This is a genomic window from Serratia sp. GW822-FHT06D09 (assembly GCF_058799515.1).
This window is the reverse complement of the sequence record NZ_JBXALO010000014.1, coordinates 1-18,589: the sequence shown is the minus strand read 5'-3', so window position 1 is coordinate 18,589 and position 18,589 is coordinate 1. Positions and strand designations below refer to the sequence as shown.

At 57.5% G+C, this 18,589-nt stretch carries 13 protein-coding genes; 10 read left to right on the top strand and 3 right to left on the bottom strand.

The window, feature by feature from the left end:
• Positions 1–73 precede the first annotated feature (73 nt).
• From murQ to yfhb, 3 genes are read left to right on the top strand one after another with little or no spacing between them, the layout of a single operon-like run.
• A complete protein-coding gene (gene murQ, locus AC1RKG_RS22905) occupies positions 74–967 on the top strand; it encodes an N-acetylmuramic acid 6-phosphate etherase (protein WP_122080034.1) in 894 nt (297 codons plus the stop codon).
• A gap of 18 nt (positions 968–985) precedes the next feature.
• Entirely contained in the window at positions 986–2,353 is a 1,368-nt protein-coding gene (locus tag AC1RKG_RS22900) for a PTS transporter subunit EIIC (RefSeq protein ID WP_493183752.1), read from the top strand.
• A 3-nt stretch (positions 2,354–2,356) separates the two neighbouring features.
• The gene (yfhb, locus tag AC1RKG_RS22895; RefSeq protein ID WP_128865099.1) at positions 2,357–3,013 is read left to right on the top strand and encodes a phosphatidylglycerophosphatase C; all 657 of its coding nucleotides are present in this window, start codon (positions 2,357–2,359) and stop codon (positions 3,011–3,013) included.
• A 40-nt stretch (positions 3,014–3,053) separates the two neighbouring features.
• On the opposite strand, the gene yiaY is transcribed toward yfhb, so the two are convergent.
• Positions 3,054–4,205, bottom strand: a complete 1,152-nt coding sequence (gene yiaY, locus AC1RKG_RS22890) for an L-threonine dehydrogenase (protein ID WP_122080033.1) — start codon at positions 4,203–4,205, stop codon at positions 3,054–3,056.
• Positions 4,206–4,404: 199 nt separating this feature from the next.
• Positions 4,405–5,457: a DUF2157 domain-containing protein gene (locus AC1RKG_RS22885; protein ID WP_198640004.1), complete on the bottom strand. Its 1,053-nt coding sequence runs from the start codon at positions 5,455–5,457 to the stop codon at positions 4,405–4,407.
• Between the two features lie 183 nt (positions 5,458–5,640).
• Between AC1RKG_RS22885 and tadA the strand changes: the two genes are divergently transcribed.
• Entirely contained in the window at positions 5,641–6,153 is a 513-nt protein-coding gene (gene tadA, locus AC1RKG_RS22880; RefSeq protein ID WP_044554547.1) for a tRNA adenosine(34) deaminase TadA, read from the top strand.
• On the opposite strand, the gene mltF is transcribed toward tadA, so the two are convergent.
• The gene (gene mltF / locus AC1RKG_RS22875; RefSeq protein WP_128865118.1) at positions 6,154–7,614 is read right to left on the bottom strand and encodes a membrane-bound lytic murein transglycosylase MltF; all 1,461 of its coding nucleotides are present in this window, start codon (positions 7,612–7,614) and stop codon (positions 6,154–6,156) included.
• A 276-nt stretch (positions 7,615–7,890) separates the two neighbouring features.
• Here mltF and purL point away from each other — a divergent pair, with 276 nt between their 5' ends.
• The 6 genes from purL to glnB all read left to right on the top strand — a co-directional run bounded on the left by purL (position 7,891) and on the right by glnB (position 18,340).
• Positions 7,891–11,784, top strand: a complete 3,894-nt coding sequence (gene purL / locus AC1RKG_RS22870) for a phosphoribosylformylglycinamidine synthase (RefSeq protein WP_493183775.1) — start codon at positions 7,891–7,893, stop codon at positions 11,782–11,784.
• Between the two features lie 810 nt (positions 11,785–12,594).
• Entirely contained in the window at positions 12,595–14,031 is a 1,437-nt protein-coding gene (locus tag AC1RKG_RS22865) for a sensor histidine kinase (protein WP_046372891.1), read from the top strand.
• Between the two features lie 2 nt (positions 14,032–14,033).
• A complete protein-coding gene (qseG, locus tag AC1RKG_RS22860) occupies positions 14,034–14,906 on the top strand; it encodes a two-component system QseEF-associated lipoprotein QseG (protein WP_130016682.1) in 873 nt (290 codons plus the stop codon).
• A complete protein-coding gene (gene glrR / locus AC1RKG_RS22855) occupies positions 14,903–16,240 on the top strand; it encodes a two-component system response regulator GlrR (protein ID WP_020828186.1) in 1,338 nt (445 codons plus the stop codon). Before qseG ends, glrR begins: the two co-directional genes overlap by 4 nt.
• A 128-nt stretch (positions 16,241–16,368) precedes the next feature.
• Positions 16,369–17,991 carry an NAD+ synthase gene (locus tag AC1RKG_RS22850; RefSeq protein ID WP_115058250.1) on the top strand — a complete coding sequence of 541 codons (1,623 nt, stop codon included), beginning with the start codon at positions 16,369–16,371 and terminating at the stop codon, positions 17,989–17,991.
• Positions 17,992–18,001: 10 nt separating this feature from the next.
• Positions 18,002–18,340, top strand: a complete 339-nt coding sequence (gene glnB, locus AC1RKG_RS22845; RefSeq protein WP_004847623.1) for a nitrogen regulatory protein P-II — start codon at positions 18,002–18,004, stop codon at positions 18,338–18,340.
• The last annotated feature ends 249 nt before the right edge of the window (positions 18,341–18,589 follow it).

Here is an 18,589-nt window from a genome sequence, read left to right as displayed (position 1 = left end):
AGCGCTCGCTTTGTTGAATAAAATATTCAAATAATGATTTCAGTTTGTGAATTAAAAATTCAAAGGTGAAGAGATGAATTTAGGCGCATTAGTATCCGAAAGCCGCAACCCGGCCACGCTTCGACTCGACGAGATGACAACGTTGGAAATGGTGAGTTGCTTCAATCAGGAAGACCGCAAGGTGCCGGAGGCGATAGAAAAGGTGTTGCCGGCTATCGCACAGGCAGTGGACCTGGCAGCGGCCGCATTGAAGGCCGGCGGTCGGCTGATTTATCTCGGTGCCGGGACCAGCGGCCGCCTTGGCGTGTTGGATGCCTCTGAATGCCCACCAACCTTCGGCGTGCCGCACGGCATGGTCATCGGGTTGATTGCCGGCGGTCCAGGTGCGTTGCTCAAAGCGGTAGAAGGCGCGGAGGATGATGCGGCGTTGGGTGAAGCCGATCTTATCGCACTGGATTTGACCGCGACCGACATGGTGGTGGGGCTGGCGGCGTCCGGGCGCACGCCTTATGTGATTGGTGCGCTGCGCTATGCACGACAACTGGGCTGCCCGACGGCGGCAATCTCCTGCAATCCGGACTCACCGATCGCCCATGAGGCGCAGGTGGCGATTTCGCCGGTAGTGGGGCCAGAGGCCCTGACGGGGTCCACTCGGCTGAAGTCGGGCACCGCACAGAAGCTGGTGCTGAACATGTTGTCGACCGGGGCGATGGTTAAACTGGGGAAGGTCTACCAAAACCTGATGGTGGATGTAAAAGCCACCAACGTCAAACTGGTGGATCGTGCCTGCCGCATCGTGGTGGAGGCCACCGGTGCTGAACGCAGTCAGGCCGAAGCGGCGCTGACACAGACCGGTTTTGAGGTTAAACCGGCAATCCTGATGATTCTGGCCGGCGTCGACGCTGAAGAGGCGCAGTTGCGCTTAAAGCAGCACGACGGCTATTTACGCGCGGCGTTGACGCGCTAACGACACCTGGGGCGGGCGATGGACAAAACAACGGCACTGGCAACACAGATTCTGGCAGGCATTGGTGGGGAAGGGAATATCCTGCGGCTGGAGAACTGCATGACACGGGTACGCGTCGAGGTTAGCGACGAGCAACGCCTTGATCTGGCGGCGCTCAAGCAGTTGCCAGGCGTCAAGGGCTACATCAAACAGGGCGAACAGCATCAGTTCATTGTCGGGCCCGGCGCCGCCGCCAAAGTGGTGGACGCGATGCGCTCATTGCTTACGGGGGCCCCTGCGGTTGCGGCTGCCGGGGACAACATCGCCCGCAACAAGGCGCAGGCCAAGCAGAAATATGCCGCGCCGATGAGCGGTGCGCTGAAAAAGCTGGCCGATGTCTTTATCCCTTTGATCCCGGCTTTCATCGCCTCAGGCCTGATTACCGGCATCATCAACCTCTTGAAGCGGCCGGACATTGCCGGCGAACTGGCGGTGAATTACCCCAACGTGCTCGGGCTGCTGGCCATTTTCGGCAGCGCGGTGTTTGCCATCATGAATATTTTGGTGGGGGTTAACGCCGCACGGGTGTTTGGCGGTTCGCAGGCGATGGGCGGTGTGATGGCCGGGATTCTCTCAAGCCCGGCATTGGCGCAGATTACTTTATTCGGCGAAGCGCTGCAGCCGGGGCGCGGTGGGGTGATTGCCGTGCTGTTGGTGGTGGCGTTGATGTGCTGGGTAGAAAAACGCCTGCGCAACTGGCTGCCGGAGTCGATTGAGCTGATCCTCAACCCGCTGATCACCACCTTGGTGACCGCATCCCTGGCTATTGTGATCCTGCAGCCGTTGGGCGGTTATATTTCAGGCGTGATTGCCCACGGCGCCAATCTGGCGATCGATAAAGGTGGCTTACTGGTGGGCGCGGTGCTGTCCGGGCTGTTTCTGCCGCTGGTGCTGTCCGGTTTACATCAGGGCCTGGTGCCGATCCACGTCGAACTGGTTCAGGCGCATGGTTCCAACCCGCTATTGCCTATTTTGGCGATGGCCGGGGTTGGGCAGGTTGGGGCCGCGTTGGCGGTATTAATGAAAACCCGCAATGCGCGCCTCAAAAAGGTCATCAAAGGGGCGTTGCCGGTCGGCATTCTCGGTATTGGCGAACCCTTGATTTTTGGTGTCACTCTGCCGCTGGGCAAACCTTTTATTGCCGCCTGTCTCGGCGGTGCGGTGGGCGGGGCGCTGATCAGCTATTGGAAAGTGGCAACGGTGATCACCTTTGGCATCTCGGGTTTACCTTTGGCGTTAACCATCGTCTCGGGTAAGGTGATGTTGTATCTGACCGGCCTGGTGATTACCATTGCCGCTGGATTTATTTTCACCTGGATAATGGGATTCAACGATCCTGAGGAGTAGCCCTTGAGCGAGAAACAGAGCCAGCAGGCCGGGGAAGGCCGCCGCGTGGTGTTCTTTGATCTGGACGGCACGCTGCATCAGGAAGACATGTTTGGCAGTTTCTTGCGTTTTTTGCTGCGCCATCTGCCGTTGAATCTGCTGCTGGTGGTGCCGCTGCTGCCGGTTGTCGGGTTGGCGCTGCTGGTGATGGGCCGTGCAGCCCGTTGGCCAATGAGCGTACTGCTGTGGTCGATCACCTTTGGGCGTTCGGAGGTCAGGTTAAAGGCGCTGGAGCAGCGTTTTGTGACTTATTTCCGCAATAAGGTGACCGCTTTCCCGGTGGTGCAAATGCGTTTGCGGCAGTACCTCGAGGCGCATGATGCACAGGTATGGTTGATTACCGGTTCACCGGAACGGCTGGTGGAGCAGGTGTATCAGGATTCGGCCTTTCTGCCGCAGATTCACTTGGTGGGCAGCCGCATCCTGCGGCGTTACGGTGGTTGGGTGCTGGCTTTACGTTGCCTGGGTGTCCAGAAGGTGACGCAGTTGGAACAACGTCTAGGCACGCCGCTTAAGCTGTATAGCGGCTATAGCGACAGCAAGCAGGATAACCCGCTGTTGTATTTCTGCGAGCACCGCTGGCGAGTCAGTAAACTGGGTGAGCTGCAGCAGTTGGAATAACCAAAGGGCGGAATTTCCGCCCTTTGCCGTTTTTGATGACTTACATTGCCGCGCGGAAAATGGCGACAATCTGCGCGTGAGTGGCCTGTATTGGGTTAGTGAAGCCGCAAGCGTCTTTCAGCGCGTTGGTGGCCAACGTATCCAGATCCTGTTCTTTCACCTGCAAATCACGCAGCCCGGCCGGGATGCCAACGTCTTGTGCCAGTAACCGAATGGCGGCAATACAGGCCGCGGCACCCTGCTGATCGTTAAGGTAGCTCACATCCAACCCCATGGCGGCGGCGATATCCTTCAGGCGAGACGCACAAACGCTGGCGTTAAATTCCTGCACGTGTGGCAGCAACACCGCATTACACACCCCATGCGGCAGGTCGTAGAAACCGCCGAGCTGGTGCGCCATCGCATGCACATAACCGAGAGAAGCGTTGTTGAAGGCCATCCCAGCCAGGAATTGGGCATAGGCCATATTTTCGCGCGCTTGCATATTGCTGCCGTCGGCAACGGCGTCGCGCAGCGATTCGGCGATCATGGTGACGGCCTTCAACGCACAGGCGTCGGTAATCGGGTTGGCGGCGCTGGAAACGTAGGCCTCAATCGCGTGGGTTAAGGCATCCATGCCGGTGGCGGCGGTCAGGCCTTTCGGCATCCCGGCCATCAGATGCGGATCGTTTACCGACAGGATCGGCGTAACGTGTTTGTCGACAATCGCCATTTTTATGTGGCGTGCTTCATCGGTGATGATGCAAAAGCGGGTCATTTCAGAGGCGGTGCCGGCGGTAGTGTTAATGGCGATCATCGGCAACTGCGGTTTTGCAGAGCGGTCTACGCCTTCATAGTCCTTGATGTCGCCGCCGTTGGTGGCCAGCAACGCGATGCCTTTGGCACAATCGTGCGGTGAGCCGCCCCCCAGGGAGATCACGCAGTCGCATTGATGCTCTTGCAGCAGGGCCAGGCCCTGTTTCACGTTCAGCGTGGTGGGGTTAGGGTGAGTGCCGTCATAAACGCAGCTTTCGATTTGCTGCGCGGCGAGCAACTGTTGAACCTGGGCGACTACGCCAATGTTATTCAACACTTTGTCGGTCACGATCAACGCCTGACGCAATCCCTGCTGTTTCAGGGTTTTTGCCGCTTGGTCCAGACAGCCGGAGCCAATCATGTTGACGGAAGGGATAAAGAAAGTTGAGGCAGCCATAAGTCACTCCTGGATAAAAGCTTTATTGCTTGCCCCAAACACTACTCCGCTAATTATTAAGTCATCATGATCTATCGCAACATCACAGAGATTAGGTCAGGTGATTGATTTAGTTTTAGTTTAACCACTTATACTTTGTGGGTTTGGCCCGATCAGAGTCAAACCCAGCAGTAACTCTTACCGTTAAAACCGGCGAGCCTTAATCATCGGTTTGGTCATGCGGTTTACGGCCCCATTGCCAGACTTTTTCCGCGTAATGTCCCAGCGCCCACAGGCTCAGGCCGAGCACCACAAAGAAAATCGCCTTGGGCATGGCGTCCCAGAAAAATTCGAAGAAGCGGGTATAGAGGTTAATACCGAGGAAGGTCAACCCAAACCCGCGTAGCATGGCGTCGTCGCGTTTCAGCCCCAGCCAGATGCACCCGACGGCGGCGAGGCCGAACAACAGACTCCAGTGGAGCAGTTCAATCTGACGTGCGTTATACCAGCTGTCGAGATCGCCATAATTCCCGAAAATCGACAGCAACCATAGGGCGATGAACAGATACAGCAAGCCCATCGCCAGCGAAACTCGCTCCAGCCCACGGCGAGCGAGCAGTGGTTGCAACAGCAATGCTGCGGCGATCAGCACCACGCCAAAGGCGATAAAGCGAATCGGGAAGCTCATGCCCAGCCAATAAGCCCCCCAGCCGGACAGATAGCCGGTCTCGGCACCAAAAGCATTGCCGAGCGACAGCAGGGCAAACCACCACACCAGCCCGGAACGGCTGCACCAGCCAATCACGCCATACAGCAGCGCGGCGAACGTCAACAGCAACGAGACCCGGCCACTGCCGTTATCCAGCCAGACGCCCATTTGCCACAGGGCGCAGGCGGTGAACAGCACGGCAACGAACAAGGCGGCTTCATTACCGTAGCGTTTCTCCGGATGCCGACGGCGGCGTCTCAGCGCCCAGACATAGCAAAGCGCGGCCACTACGGCGGCGATCGCCATACGTACTGGCGCATCAAAGCGGAATAATTCCCCCAGGCGATAAAGCAATTCGCTGTCAGCGAACAGGCTGCTGATGGCAATCACCAGCGAAGCTAGCGCGGCGAGAAACGCATAACGTGCCAGCCGTCGCCAGTCGAAGGGTTGTACCTCAACGTGTTGCAGCAGCTGTTGCTGCTGTTGCGCCGTCAGCGCACCTTCATCTACCCAGCCGTCCAGCGCTTTGCGCACGACGGTGGCGTTTTTCTTGCTGAGTTTCATGTTTCCTGTCCCTGAAAAACACCGTGATTCAATCAGTATATACCCGTTGTATTTCAAGCCGCAGTGAGTCATTTCTCCGCCGCTGAGAAGGGACGGCTATATTTTCCCCGGTTAACACGGGCGCAGCATGCAGCGCCGCTACTGTGTATAATGCCCGCCGCAAAGTGCACGAGGAATAATGCAATGACTGAATATAACGATGAATACTGGATGCGTCAGGCATTGCGGCTGGCCCTGCGTGCGCAGGAAGAGGGAGAGGTGCCGGTCGGAGCGCTGTTGGTACTGGACAATCAGGTGATTGGCGAAGGCTGGAACCGGCCGATTGGCCGCCACGATCCGACCGCGCATGCAGAAATCATGGCGCTGCGGCAGGGCGGGGCCGTGTTGCAGAATTACCGCCTGTTGAATGCGACCTTGTACGTGACCCTGGAGCCGTGCGTGATGTGTGCGGGGGCGATGGTGCATAGCCGCATTCGTCGATTGGTTTACGGTGCTGCCGATGTGAAAACCGGGGCAGCGGGATCGCTGGTGGATATTTTACGCCATCCCGGAATGAATCATCAGGTGGAGATCCTCTCCGGCGTGCTGGCCGAGGAATGCGCGGCTACCTTGAGCAACTTTTTCCGCATGCGCCGCGAACAGCAAAAGGCGTTGAAGCAAGCGCAACGCGCGCAGGCAGATAAGGATCCCGAATAATCAGAAGTTAAGTGCCAACTCCGGCGCCACTGCCGGATAGCCTTTCCCCAGCTCCGCCTGTTCGGCCGCTTCCTGCGCCGCCTTTCTTTCCCTTTCTTGCAGATACCCCACCAGGCTGACCTGATAGCGGCGGATGTTTTCCACGTAGTTATAGGCTTCGCGTCCGCGCGCATAGCCGTAGGTCAACTGCGGGTAGTAGCGCTTCTGGCTGAGCATCGGCAGGCGCTGTTTGACGTCGACCCAACTGTCCGGGTTGCCTTTTTGCATTTTGGTCAGCTTGCGGGCGTCGAGCATATGGCCCCAGCCCATGTTGTAGGCCGCCAGCGCAAACCAGATACGCTCATCTTCCGGCACGGTGTCGGGCACCTTGGCCATCAGCCGCTGTAAATAGAGTGCGCCCCCCTGAATGCTCTCCTCAGGATCGAGGCGATCGTTAACCCCCAGACCGTCGGCGGTGGCCCGCGTCAGCATCATCAGACCACGAACGCCGGTGGGTGAAGTGGCCTGCGGGTTCCAATGCGATTCCTGATAGGCAATGGCGGCCAGCAGCTTCCAGTCGATCTCGCTGGCGTATTTTTCAAACAGCGAACGGAAGGTGGGCAGTACCGAATCTATCGCCGACAGGAAGGTTTTGGTATCAACGTAATCGAAACTGCCCACGTGGCCGAGGTATTTCTCTTCCAGCCGCGCCAGCGTGCCGTCGTCCACCATCTGGCTGTAAAAATCCAGCATGGCCGCGTACAGGCTGTCGTCGGTGCCGCGCTTCAGGTACCAGGTGACAGGTTCTTCATCGGTGACGTCGAAAGCCACCGCCAGCTGCGGATGGATGCGCTGCAGCAGGGCGATGGTCACGGAGTCGCCGAGGGTGTAATCCAGTTTGCCGTCGGCGACCTGCTCGAGCAGCTCTTTGGAGGTGAGATCGCTGGAAGCTTCCCAACTGAGGTCCGGGAACTTACTTTGTTTGAGCTGTTTCAGCGTGCTGACGTGTGCCGAGCCGGAGGCGACCGCCAGCTTGCCTTTAATATCGGCAAAGCTTTTGGGGCGTGCGGTGCCCAGGCGATAAACCAACTGCTGGGAAACGGAATAGTAAGCCGGGCCGGTTCGGGCGCGGCTGAGGCGATCCTGATTGTAGATCAGGCCGGCGGCCAGCAGGTCGGCATCGTCATCGTCCAGATCGTCGAACAGGTCGTTGATGTTCTTATGCGGGATCACCACCAACTTCACCCCCAGATAGTTGGCGAAACGTTTCGCCAACTCGTAGTCGAGACCACTTGGCCCCTGCTTGGTAGTGAAATAGGTTAACGGCGAGTTTAGCGTACTGATACGCAACTCGCCGCGGGATTTGATCTCTTCGAGTTGCCCGCCCTGGCCGCCGCGCCAGGTAATATTGGGCCACAGGGCGAGCGCCAGAAGCAGGGTGACAACACCGATTAGAATGTAGTTTATTTTAAGGCGTTTCAAATAGTTATCCAGTGGTGGCACAGGTGCACTGCCGATTGTCATCCCGCATTTTCTTATGGTTAAATCACCAGTGCCGGGGCATTTTGCGCAACAAAACGCCAGCGTGCAACTTTATTGATACGTTATGACAATTCGATGGCGCGAACAGCTTTTATCAATAATAGCTACGCAAACGGTTTCGTCTGTCGCGCAGATTCTCTATAATGGCGCGCGTTTTCCCCCTGTTGCGCCCAATGAAGTGCTGAAGTCAGTTGCTTCGAAGACGAGAGAACTTTGATTATGGAAATACTGCGTGGTTCGCCCGCTTTGTCGGCTTTTCGTGTTACCAAACTGTTGTCCCGCTGTCTGGACGCCCAACTTCCGGTCAGTGATATCTACGCCGAGTACGTCCACTTTGCCGATGTCAGCGCACCGCTCAATGCCGAAGAACACGGCAAGCTCACGCGCCTGCTCAAGTACGGTCCCTCTCTCGCCGAACATGCCCCTGAAGGTCGCCTGCTGTTGGTGACACCGCGTCCGGGCACCATTTCTCCCTGGTCTTCCAAAGCCACCGATATCGCCCATAACTGCGGTTTGAAGCAGGTGGTGCGGTTGGAGCGCGGTCTGGCGTTTTACGTCAAGGCACCGACGCTGACTGAAGCGCAGTGGCAACAGCTTGCCGCATTGCTGCACGACCGGATGATGGAAACCGTTTTCAGCAGCTTGCAACAGGCAGAACAGCTGTTTGCTCAGCATCAGCCGACGCCTTATCAGGCGATCGATATGCTGGGGGAAGGGCGCAGCGCGCTGGAACAGGCCAACCTCAAGCTCGGTCTGGCGCTGGCCGAAGATGAAATCGACTATCTGCTGAATGCCTTTACCGGGCTGGGGCGCAACCCGACGGATATCGAACTCTATATGTTCGCGCAGGCCAACTCGGAGCACTGCCGTCATAAAATTTTCAACGCCGATTGGATCATCGACGGCGAACAGCAGCCGAAGTCGCTGTTCAAAATGATCAAAAACACCTTCGAGCAGACGCCGGATTACGTGCTGTCGGCTTATAAAGACAACGCCGCCGTGATGGAAGGTTCGCAGGTTGGCCGTTTCTTCGCTGCGCCGCAAAGCGGTCAGTATGACTATCATCAGGAAGAGGCCCATATCCTGATGAAGGTGGAAACTCATAACCACCCGACGGCGATCTCCCCGTGGCCGGGTGCCGCTACCGGTTCCGGTGGCGAGATCCGCGACGAAGGCGCTACAGGTCGCGGTGCCAAACCCAAAGCCGGTCTGGTGGGCTTCTCTGTTTCCAACCTGCGCATTCCCGGCTTCGAGCAGCCCTGGGAGCAGGATTTTGGCAAGCCGGATCGCATCGTAACCGCACTGGATATCATGACCGACGGCCCACTGGGCGGCGCGGCGTTCAATAATGAATTTGGCCGTCCGGCGCTGGTGGGATACTTCCGTACCTACGAAGAACAGGTTAACAGCCATAACGGCGTCGAGCTGCGCGGTTATCACAAACCGATCATGCTGGCGGGCGGTATCGGCAACATCCGCGCCGATCACGTGCAAAAAGGTGAAATCACCGTCGGCGCCAAACTGGTGGTGCTGGGTGGCCCGGCGATGAACATCGGTCTGGGCGGCGGCGCAGCCTCTTCTATGGCCTCCGGCCAGTCCGACGCCGATCTGGATTTTGCCTCGGTACAGCGCGACAACCCGGAAATGGAGCGCCGCTGCCAGGAAGTGATCGACCGCTGCTGGCAGTTGGGCGAACAGAACCCGATTTTGTTTATCCACGATGTGGGAGCGGGCGGTTTGTCTAACGCCATGCCGGAGCTGGTCAGCGACGGTGGCCGCGGCGGCCGTTTCGAACTGCGCGATATCCTTAACGACGAACCGGGCATGAGCCCGCTGGAAGTCTGGTGCAATGAATCACAGGAACGCTATGTGATGGCGATTGCCCCGGCGCAGATGGCGCAGTTCGACGAGATTTGCCGCCGTGAGCGTGCCCCTTATGCAGTGATCGGTGAAGCCACCGAAGAACAGCATTTGACGCTGAACGACAGCCATTTCGACAACCAGCCGATCGACATGCCGTTGGACGTGCTGCTGGGCAAAACGCCGAAGATGACGCGCGATGTGACTCGTTTGCAGGCTAAAGGCCAGCCGGTACAGCGCGACAACATTACTCTGGCCGATGCGATAAAACGCGTTCTGCACCTGCCGGCAGTTGCCGAGAAAACTTTCCTGATCACCATCGGCGACCGTACCGTGACCGGCATGGTGGCACGCGATCAGATGGTCGGGCCATGGCAGATCCCGGTAGCCGACTGCGCGGTTACCACCGCCAGCCTGGACAGTTACTACGGTGAAGCGATGTCGATCGGCGAACGCGCGCCGGTTGCCCTGCTGGACTTTGCCGCTTCTGGCCGCCTGGCGGTGGGCGAAGCGCTGACCAACCTGGCGGCGACCGAGATTGGCTCGCTCAAGCGCGTCAAACTTTCCGCTAACTGGATGGCGGCAGCCGGTCACCCGGGTGAAGATGCCGGCCTGTATGAAGCGGTAAAAGCGGTGGGCGAAGAGCTTTGCCCGGCGCTGGGCATCACCATTCCGGTGGGCAAAGACTCAATGTCGATGAAAACCCGCTGGCAGGAAGGCAACGAGCAGCGCGAAATGACGTCGCCGTTGTCTCTGGTGATCACTGGTTTTGCCCGCGTGGAAGATGTTCGCCACACCGTGACGCCACAACTGCGTACCGACAAGGGCGACACGGCATTGCTGCTGGTTGACCTGGGTAACGGCCATAACGCGCTGGGTGCCACTGCGCTGGCGCAGGTTTACCGTCAACTGGGCGACAAACCGGCCGATGTGCGTAACGTCGAGCAACTGGCAGGCTTCTTCAACGCGATGCAACAATTGGTCGCCGACCGCGCACTGCTGGCCTACCACGACCGCTCCGATGGCGGCCTGTTGGTGACGCTGGCGGAAATGGCGTTTGCCGGCCACTGCGGTGTACAGGTAGATATTCAAGGGTTGGGCGACGACGCGCTGGCAGCGCTGTTCAACGAAGAGTTGGGCGCGGTGATTCAGGTGACGGCCGATCGGCTTGAAGCGGTCCAACAGGCGTTTGCTCAGCATGGCCTGACGGACAATGTGCACCACATCGGCAGCGTACAGGCCGGCGATCGCTTTGTGATTACCCAGGGCGACAAACCGGTGTACAGCGAAAGCCGTGCCACGTTACGCACCTGGTGGGCGGAAACGACCTGGCAGATGCAGCGCCTGCGCGATAACCCTGAATGTGCCGATCAGGAGCACCAGGCCAAGCAGAATGAACGCGATCCTGGCCTGAACGTCAAACTGAGCTTCGCACCTGAAGAAGATATTGCAGCACCTTATATCGCCAAGGGGGCTCGCCCTAAAGTGGCGGTACTGCGCGAGCAGGGCGTTAACTCCCACGTTGAGATGGCGGCGGCATTCCATCGCGCCGGTTTTGATGCGGTGGACGTACACATGAGCGATCTGCTGGAAGGGCGCCGTGACCTGCAGGACTTCCATACCCTGGTGGCCTGCGGCGGTTTCTCTTACGGTGACGTGTTGGGCGCAGGCGAAGGTTGGGCGAAGTCGATTCTGTTCAACGAGCGCGTGCGCGACGAGTTCGAATCTTTCTTCCACCGTCCGCAGACCCTGGCACTGGGCGTGTGCAACGGCTGTCAGATGATGTCGAACCTGCGCGATCTGATCCCCGGAGCCGAACATTGGCCGCGTTTCGTACGTAACCTGTCAGACCGTTTCGAGGCCCGTTTCAGCCTGGTGGAAGTGGCGGCCAGCCCGTCGCTGTTCATGCAGGGGATGGCGGGTTCGCGTATGCCGATTGCGGTATCGCATGGTGAAGGTCACGTCGAAGTGCGCGATACGGCACATCTGGCGGCGCTGGAGCATCATGGTCTGGTGGCGTTACGCTTTGTCGATAATGCCGGTCAGGTAACGGAAAGCTACCCGGCCAACCCGAACGGTTCGCCGAACGGTATCACCGCCGTCACCAGCGCCAATGGGCGTGCGACGGTAATGATGCCGCATCCGGAGCGTGTGTTCCGCACCGTGAGCAACTCATGGCATCCGGAAGAGTGGGGTGAAGACAGCCCGTGGATGCGCATGTTCCGCAACGCCCGTAAGCAGCTGGGCTAAGCGATAACGCTGTGCTAGCCGAAAGGGACGCAAGAGATTGCGTCCCTTTTCAATTTATTTATGTCCATGGTTAAGACGATGGCGATTGTCTGCATTTTGCGACAGAGGGTATTTTCATTGTCTCTAAAAAGAGACACGTAACTTATTGATTTTTAATGACCAGAAATTAATTGGCTTAAGTTGTCGGTTTTTGGCGACAGGACGGTGTTTTTTTCTTCGCCAGCACATCTGAAAATGAGAGTGCTTTGGCATGGGTTTTTGTTTTTTTTATTTTAAATTCAGTTGGTTAATAAATTTATTGAAAAGTTGGCACGTTAAGTGCATTATTCTGCTCAGTTGCTCATTCAACTTTTTATGACGGCCCCGTAAATAGACGGAACAGTTGCCTCATAAGCCCCCCGAATGATGCCAAAGAAATGGTGCCTATCGTCCAACTAAACCGATAATAGCCGCGTAAGCGCTTTATCAAGCATCGGGCGACACGTGGAGTGAGGCACCGCCTGTATCCAACTGTGATGAGTGTTCATCAATTCCGGATACTTACGGATGCTATTCGTCCTGTTCGATGCCAGCCCTTGGGCTACATCACCCTGGGGACGAGAAATTAAGGGCATCCACACTTTCTTGCGATGGGGCAGTCTTGCCCCAACGTCAAATACCAAAGCATGCTCACCACTCTTTACCGATAAGTTCTGACCCGTACTCCCTACCTATGGCCTGATTCTCCTTATTTCCTGACGCTCCGCTGAACGCCGGGCTTTCCTCTCATCGGCGACTCGGTTAGCATCGAAGCAGACTAGAGACAATGAGATGATTTCGTTGAAAAGATGGCGTTTATTTCCCCGTTCGCTACGTCAACTGGTGTTGATGGCGTTCTTGCTGGTGCTGTTGCCGCTGCTGGTGTTGGCCTATCAGGCTTACCAGAGCCTGGATCACCTCAGCGCCCAGGCGGCGGACATCAACCGCACTACGTTGGTGGATGCACGACGCAGCGAGGCGATGACCAGCGTGGCGTTGGAAATGGAGCGTAGCTATCGCCAATATTGCGTGCTGGTGGATCCCACACTGGCGCGCCTCTATCAGAATCAGCGCAAACAGTATTCGCAAATGCTGGATGCCCATGCCCCAATCCTGCCGGATGAACGCTACTATCAAACCTTGCGCGATCTGTTGACTCAACTGGCAGCGATTAAATGCCAAAGCAGCGGTCCGGATCCGCAGGCTTCCACGCTGTTAGAATCGTTTTCACGCTCCAATGCCGAGATGGTACAGGCGACGCGTGCCGTGGTGTTTTCACGTGGTCAGCAGCTACAGCAGGCGATTGCCGAGCGCGGCCAGTTCTTCGGCTGGCAGGCGCTGATGCTGTTTTTAGTCAGCGTGATGCTGGTGGTATTGTTCACCCGCATGATTATCGGCCCGGTCAAGGCGGTGGAGCGAATGATCAACCGTTTGGGGGAAGGGCGAGCCTTGGGCAGTACGGCTTCCTTTAAGGGGCCGCGTGAATTACGTTCGCTGGCGCAGCGCATTATTTGGTTGAGCGAGCGCCTGGCCTGGCTGGAGTCGCAGCGCCATGAGTTCTTGCGCCATATCTCGCATGAACTGAAAACGCCGCTGGCCAGCATGCGTGAAGGCACCGAACTGCTGGCAGATGAAGTGGCAGGGCCGCTGACCTCCGATCAAAAAGAGGTGGTGACCATCCTCGATCAAAGCAGCCGACACCTGCAGCAACTGATTGAACAACTGCTGGATTACAACCGCAAACTGGCCGATGGCCCGGCGGAACATGAAAATGTCGAGTTGACCGAAATGGTCGAGATGGTCGTGGCTGCGCACAGTTTGCCGGCCCGGGCAAAAATGATCCGCACCGAGATCCAACTGGATGCGGAAATATGCTGGGCAGAGCCTACTCTATTAATGCGCGTGCTGGATAATCTCTACTCCAATGCGGTGCACTACGGCAAGGAATCCGGTAACATTTGGATCCGCAGCCGTCAGGTTGGACAACGGGTGCAGATTGATGTCGCCAACAGCGGCACGCCAATCCCCGAGGCCGAGCAAACCATGATTTTCGAGCCTTTTTTCCAGGGTAGCCACCAGCGAAAAGGGGCGGTAAAAGGAAGCGGTCTGGGGCTGAGCATCGCGCAGGATTGTATCCGCCGGATGCGCGGTGAACTGCAGCTGGTTGAAGTCGCCGGCGCAGATGTCTGTTTCCGTATTGAATTGCCATTAACCGCCGAGAATGAATAATAATGTACACATGGTCTAAACGCCTTCGTCTTACGCAGACCGAACGTTCACCGCGTGCCGCACTGGGTACGCCACTCGGCAAGCGTCGATTTTCTTTTTTAGGCAGCGTGCTTTTTATGCCGTTTCTGTTGGCAGGCTGTGTCGATCGCGCAGTCAGCGGTGGTCTGAATCAACCGCAGCAGGAAGCGATCCCGGACACCAAAGTGGTGGATTACCGCATTGCGGCCTGTGACAGTCTGTGGGCGCTGGATGATAAAGATGCGTTGAATAATTCACTGTACTGGCTGCGCGCTATGGACTGTGCCGATCGTATCGGTTCTACCCAGGCACGTGCGCTGGCGAAAACTCTACCCGGCAACAGCTGGGACGGCATTTTCAAACAGAGCATTTTGCTGGGCAGCGCCGAACCGACTTCGGGCGAGCGACGCCAGATAATTGACCGCCTGAACAGCTATCGCCTGGAGTTCCCAAGCTCGCTGCGCCCGCTGCTGCAGCTGTGGCGTCAACAGCAGGTACTGCAGGTCACCCTGTTTGATGAAAAAGCACGTTATCAGCACCTGCAGGAAAGCTCCGACAGCCAGATAGATCTGCTACGCCAGAATCAAATACGCCTACAAGCGCAGCTGCAGGACACGTCACGCAAGCTGGAAAACCTGACCGATATCGAACGTCAGCTCTCTTCACGCAAGCAGCTGCAAAGTGAAATCCCGGATAACAACGGGACACAGCCAAAAACCGACGCAGCGGGCAAGAAAGTGGCGCCGGCCAAGGCCGAAGAATCGGACGCCGAGCCGGAAAAGGGCACCGCCCTGCCGGTCGAGCCGGAAGATACTTACGCGCCGCCCCCCGCTAATAAGGAGTCTCACGCGCAATGACAGCACGCAAACCGGCCAATTTGTTATTGGTTGACGACGATCCCAGCCTGCTCAAGCTGTTGGGCATGCGCCTGACCAGCGAAGGGTTTCATGTCACCACCGCCGAAAGTGGCCAGGAAGCGCTACGCCTGTTAGGGCGCGAGAAGATTGATCTGGTGATCAGCGATCTGCGGATGGATGAAATGGACGGCATGGCGCTGTTTGCCGAGATCCAAAAACACCAACCGGGCATGCCGGTGATCATCCTGACCGCCCACGGTTCGATCCCGGACGCGGTGGCGGCCACTCAGCAGGGAGTGTTCAGCTTCCTGACCAAACCGGTGGACCGCGATGCGCTGTACAAAGCCATCGACGAAGCGCTGTCCCAATCATTACCGGCCGGTGACGACAGCTGGCGTGAGGATATCGTCACCCGCAGCCCTATTATGCTGCGCCTGCTGGAGCAGGCGAAAATGGTGGCGCAGTCAGACGTCAGCGTCTTGATCAACGGCCATAGTGGCACCGGTAAGGAAGTGTTGGCACAGGCGATCCACGGTGCCAGCCCGCGCGGCAAGAAGGCGTTTATCGCCATTAACTGCGGTGCGTTGCCGGAGCAACTGCTGGAGTCCGAGCTGTTCGGTCATGCCAAAGGGGCATTTACCGGCGCGGTCAGCAGCCGTGAAGGTTTGTTCCAGGCGGCGGCAGGCGGGACGCTGTTCCTCGACGAGATTGGCGATATGCCGCTTTCGCTGCAGGTGAAGTTGTTGCGCGTGCTGCAGGAACGCAAAGTGCGTCCGCTGGGCAGTAACCGCGATCTGGACATCGATGTACGCATTATTTCCGCCACCCACCGCGATCTGCAAAAGGCGATGGCGAAAAATGAATTCCGCGAGGATTTGTATTATCGCCTCAACGTGGTGAACCTGAAGATCCCGGCGCTGAACGAGCGGGCCGAGGATATTCCGCTGCTGGCCAATCATCTGCTGCGCGAATCTGCCAAGCGACACAAGCCGTTTGTCCGCAGCTTCTCTTCGGACGCCATGAAACGCCTGATGACCGCCACCTGGCCGGGCAACGTGCGCCAATTGGTGAATGTGATCGAGCAGTGCGTGGCCCTGACTTCCGCACCTGTTATCAGCGAAGCGCTGGTAGAGCAGGCGTTGGAAGGGGAAAACACCGCCTTGCCGACCTTTGTCGAGGCGCGTAATCAGTTTGAATTGCATTACTTACGCAAACTGTTGCAGATCACCAAGGGTAACGTCACCCAGGCCGCGCGCATGGCGGGCCGTAACCGTACCGAGTTTTATAAATTGCTGTCGCGCCATGAACTGGACGCCAACGACTTTAAAGAATGATGTTTTCCGCCGCGGCCTGCGCACGCAGGTTCTCAACAAACGCGGCGGAATGATTTACACTCCGTTCTCAATTGCTGGCATGACCAAACGCAAAGCACCATGGAACGTATTAAGCGGGACCCTAAACAATGAGCAGATCACTTTCCATCGCACTGGCCCAGTTGAATCTGTTGGTCGGTGACATCGAAGGCAACACCGAACGAATGTTGCAAACCGTGCAACAGCAGCAGAAGGCGGGAGCCGATCTGGTCATGTTCACCGAACTGGCGCTGTCCGGCTATCCGCCGGAAGACCTGCTGTATCGCAACGATTTTTACCAACGTTGTGACGAGCAACTTCTGCGTTTGCAGCAGGCCTCCACCGACGTGGCGATCCTGGTCGGCCACCCGTGGCGCGAAGGCGACAAACTCTATAATGCGCTGTCGCTGTTTTCTGAAGGGCAATTGCTGGCGCGTTACTTCAAGCAGCAGTTGCCGAACTACGGCGTATTCGACGAGAAGCGCTACTTCCAGGCCGGTAACGACACCTGCGTGGTTGAGCTGAAAGGCTACCGTTTGGGCCTGCTGATTTGCGAAGATCTGTGGTTCCCGGAGCCGGTGGATGCCGCCAAGGCCGCCGGAGCCGAAATGATTCTGTCGATCAACGCCTCGCCTTACAACCGCGAAAAACCGTACATCCGTAAAACCCTGATGGCCGGTCATTGCCAGCGCACCCATTTGCCGCTGGTCTATCTGAACCAGATTGGCGGACAGGATGAGCTGATTTTTGACGGTTGTTCGAAAGTCTTCGACGCGGCTGGCAACATGACCCATCGCCTGGCGGCGTTTGCCGAGCAGGTGACCCTGCTGGAATTCAACGAGCTGGACGTGGTGCCGATGACCGCTCCGGCCGCCGAGCTGCCGCAGTTGGCGCAGGTCTATGAAGCCCTGGTGCTGGCGGTGCGCGATTACGTGACCAAAAACGGCTTCAAGGGTGCCGTGCTGGGGCTTTCTGGCGGTATCGATTCGGCGTTGACGCTGGCGATTGCCGTCGACGCGCTGGGCAAAGACAAGGTGCAGGCGCTGATGATGCCGTTCCGTTATACCGCGGACATCAGTATTGCCGACGCCAGGGAAGAAGCGGAAATCCTGGGCATTGAATTCGATATCGTTTCGATTGAGCCGATGTTCGACGCCTTTATGGGCCAGCTGACGCCAATGTTCGCTGGGACCGAGCGTGATACCACGGAAGAGAACCTGCAGGCGCGCTGTCGCGGCGTGGTGTTGATGGCGCTGTCCAACAAGCGTCGCAGCATCGTGTTGACCACCGGCAACAAAAGCGAGATGGCCGTAGGTTACGCCACGCTGTATGGTGATATGGCCGGTGGCTTCGACGTGTTGAAGGACGTGCCTAAAACGCTGGTGTTCAAGCTGTCCGAATACCGCAATACCGTCTCTTACGTGATCCCGCAGCGCGTTATCGATCGTCCACCGTCCGCCGAGCTGGCGCCGGATCAGCTCGATCAGGACAGCCTGCCGCCGTACGACATTCTGGATGCGATTCTGGAAGGTTACGTCGAGCGCGATAAATCGGTTGCCGATCTGGTGGCCGAAGGCTTCGACGAGGCGATCGTTCGCAAGGTGATACGCCTGGTGGATATTAACGAATACAAGCGGCGTCAGGCCGCCGTCGGGCCGCGCATCACCGCCCGCAATTTCGGCAAAGACCGCCGCTACCCAATCACATCCGGCTTTGGCCGCAAAAATTGGTAAAGGAAAGAAGATGAAAAAGATCGACGCTATTATCAAGCCGTTCAAACTGGATGATGTCCGTGAAGCGCTGGCTGAAGTTGGCATTACCGGGATGACCGTGACCGAAGTGAAAGGCTTCGGCCGTCAGAAAGGGCACACTGAGCTGTACCGTGGCGCTGAGTACATGGTCGATTTTCTGCCGAAGGTGAAAATTGAGATCGTCGTGGCCGACGATATCGTCGATACCTGCGTGGAAACCATCATGCAGACCGCGCAGACCGGTAAAATCGGCGACGGTAAAATCTTTGTCTTCGACGTGGCGCGCGTAGTGCGTATCAGGACCGGCGAACAAGACGAAGAAGCTATTTAATGTGATCGTCTACCGAGCACCGCCAGCTTGAGTTTGGGCTGTGCTCGGCTTCCTCGTGTACTGCGTGTACACTCCGGGGCACTGCGCGCAGGCCGCACCCAATCTGGCTGGCGCTCGCTACGCCCTTGATTCCCGAGTCTGTGATCGTCTACCGAGCACCGCCAGCTTGAGCTTGGGCTGTGCTCGGCCTCCTCGTGTACTGCGTGTACACTCCGGGGCACTGCGCGCAGGCCGCACCCAATCTGGCTG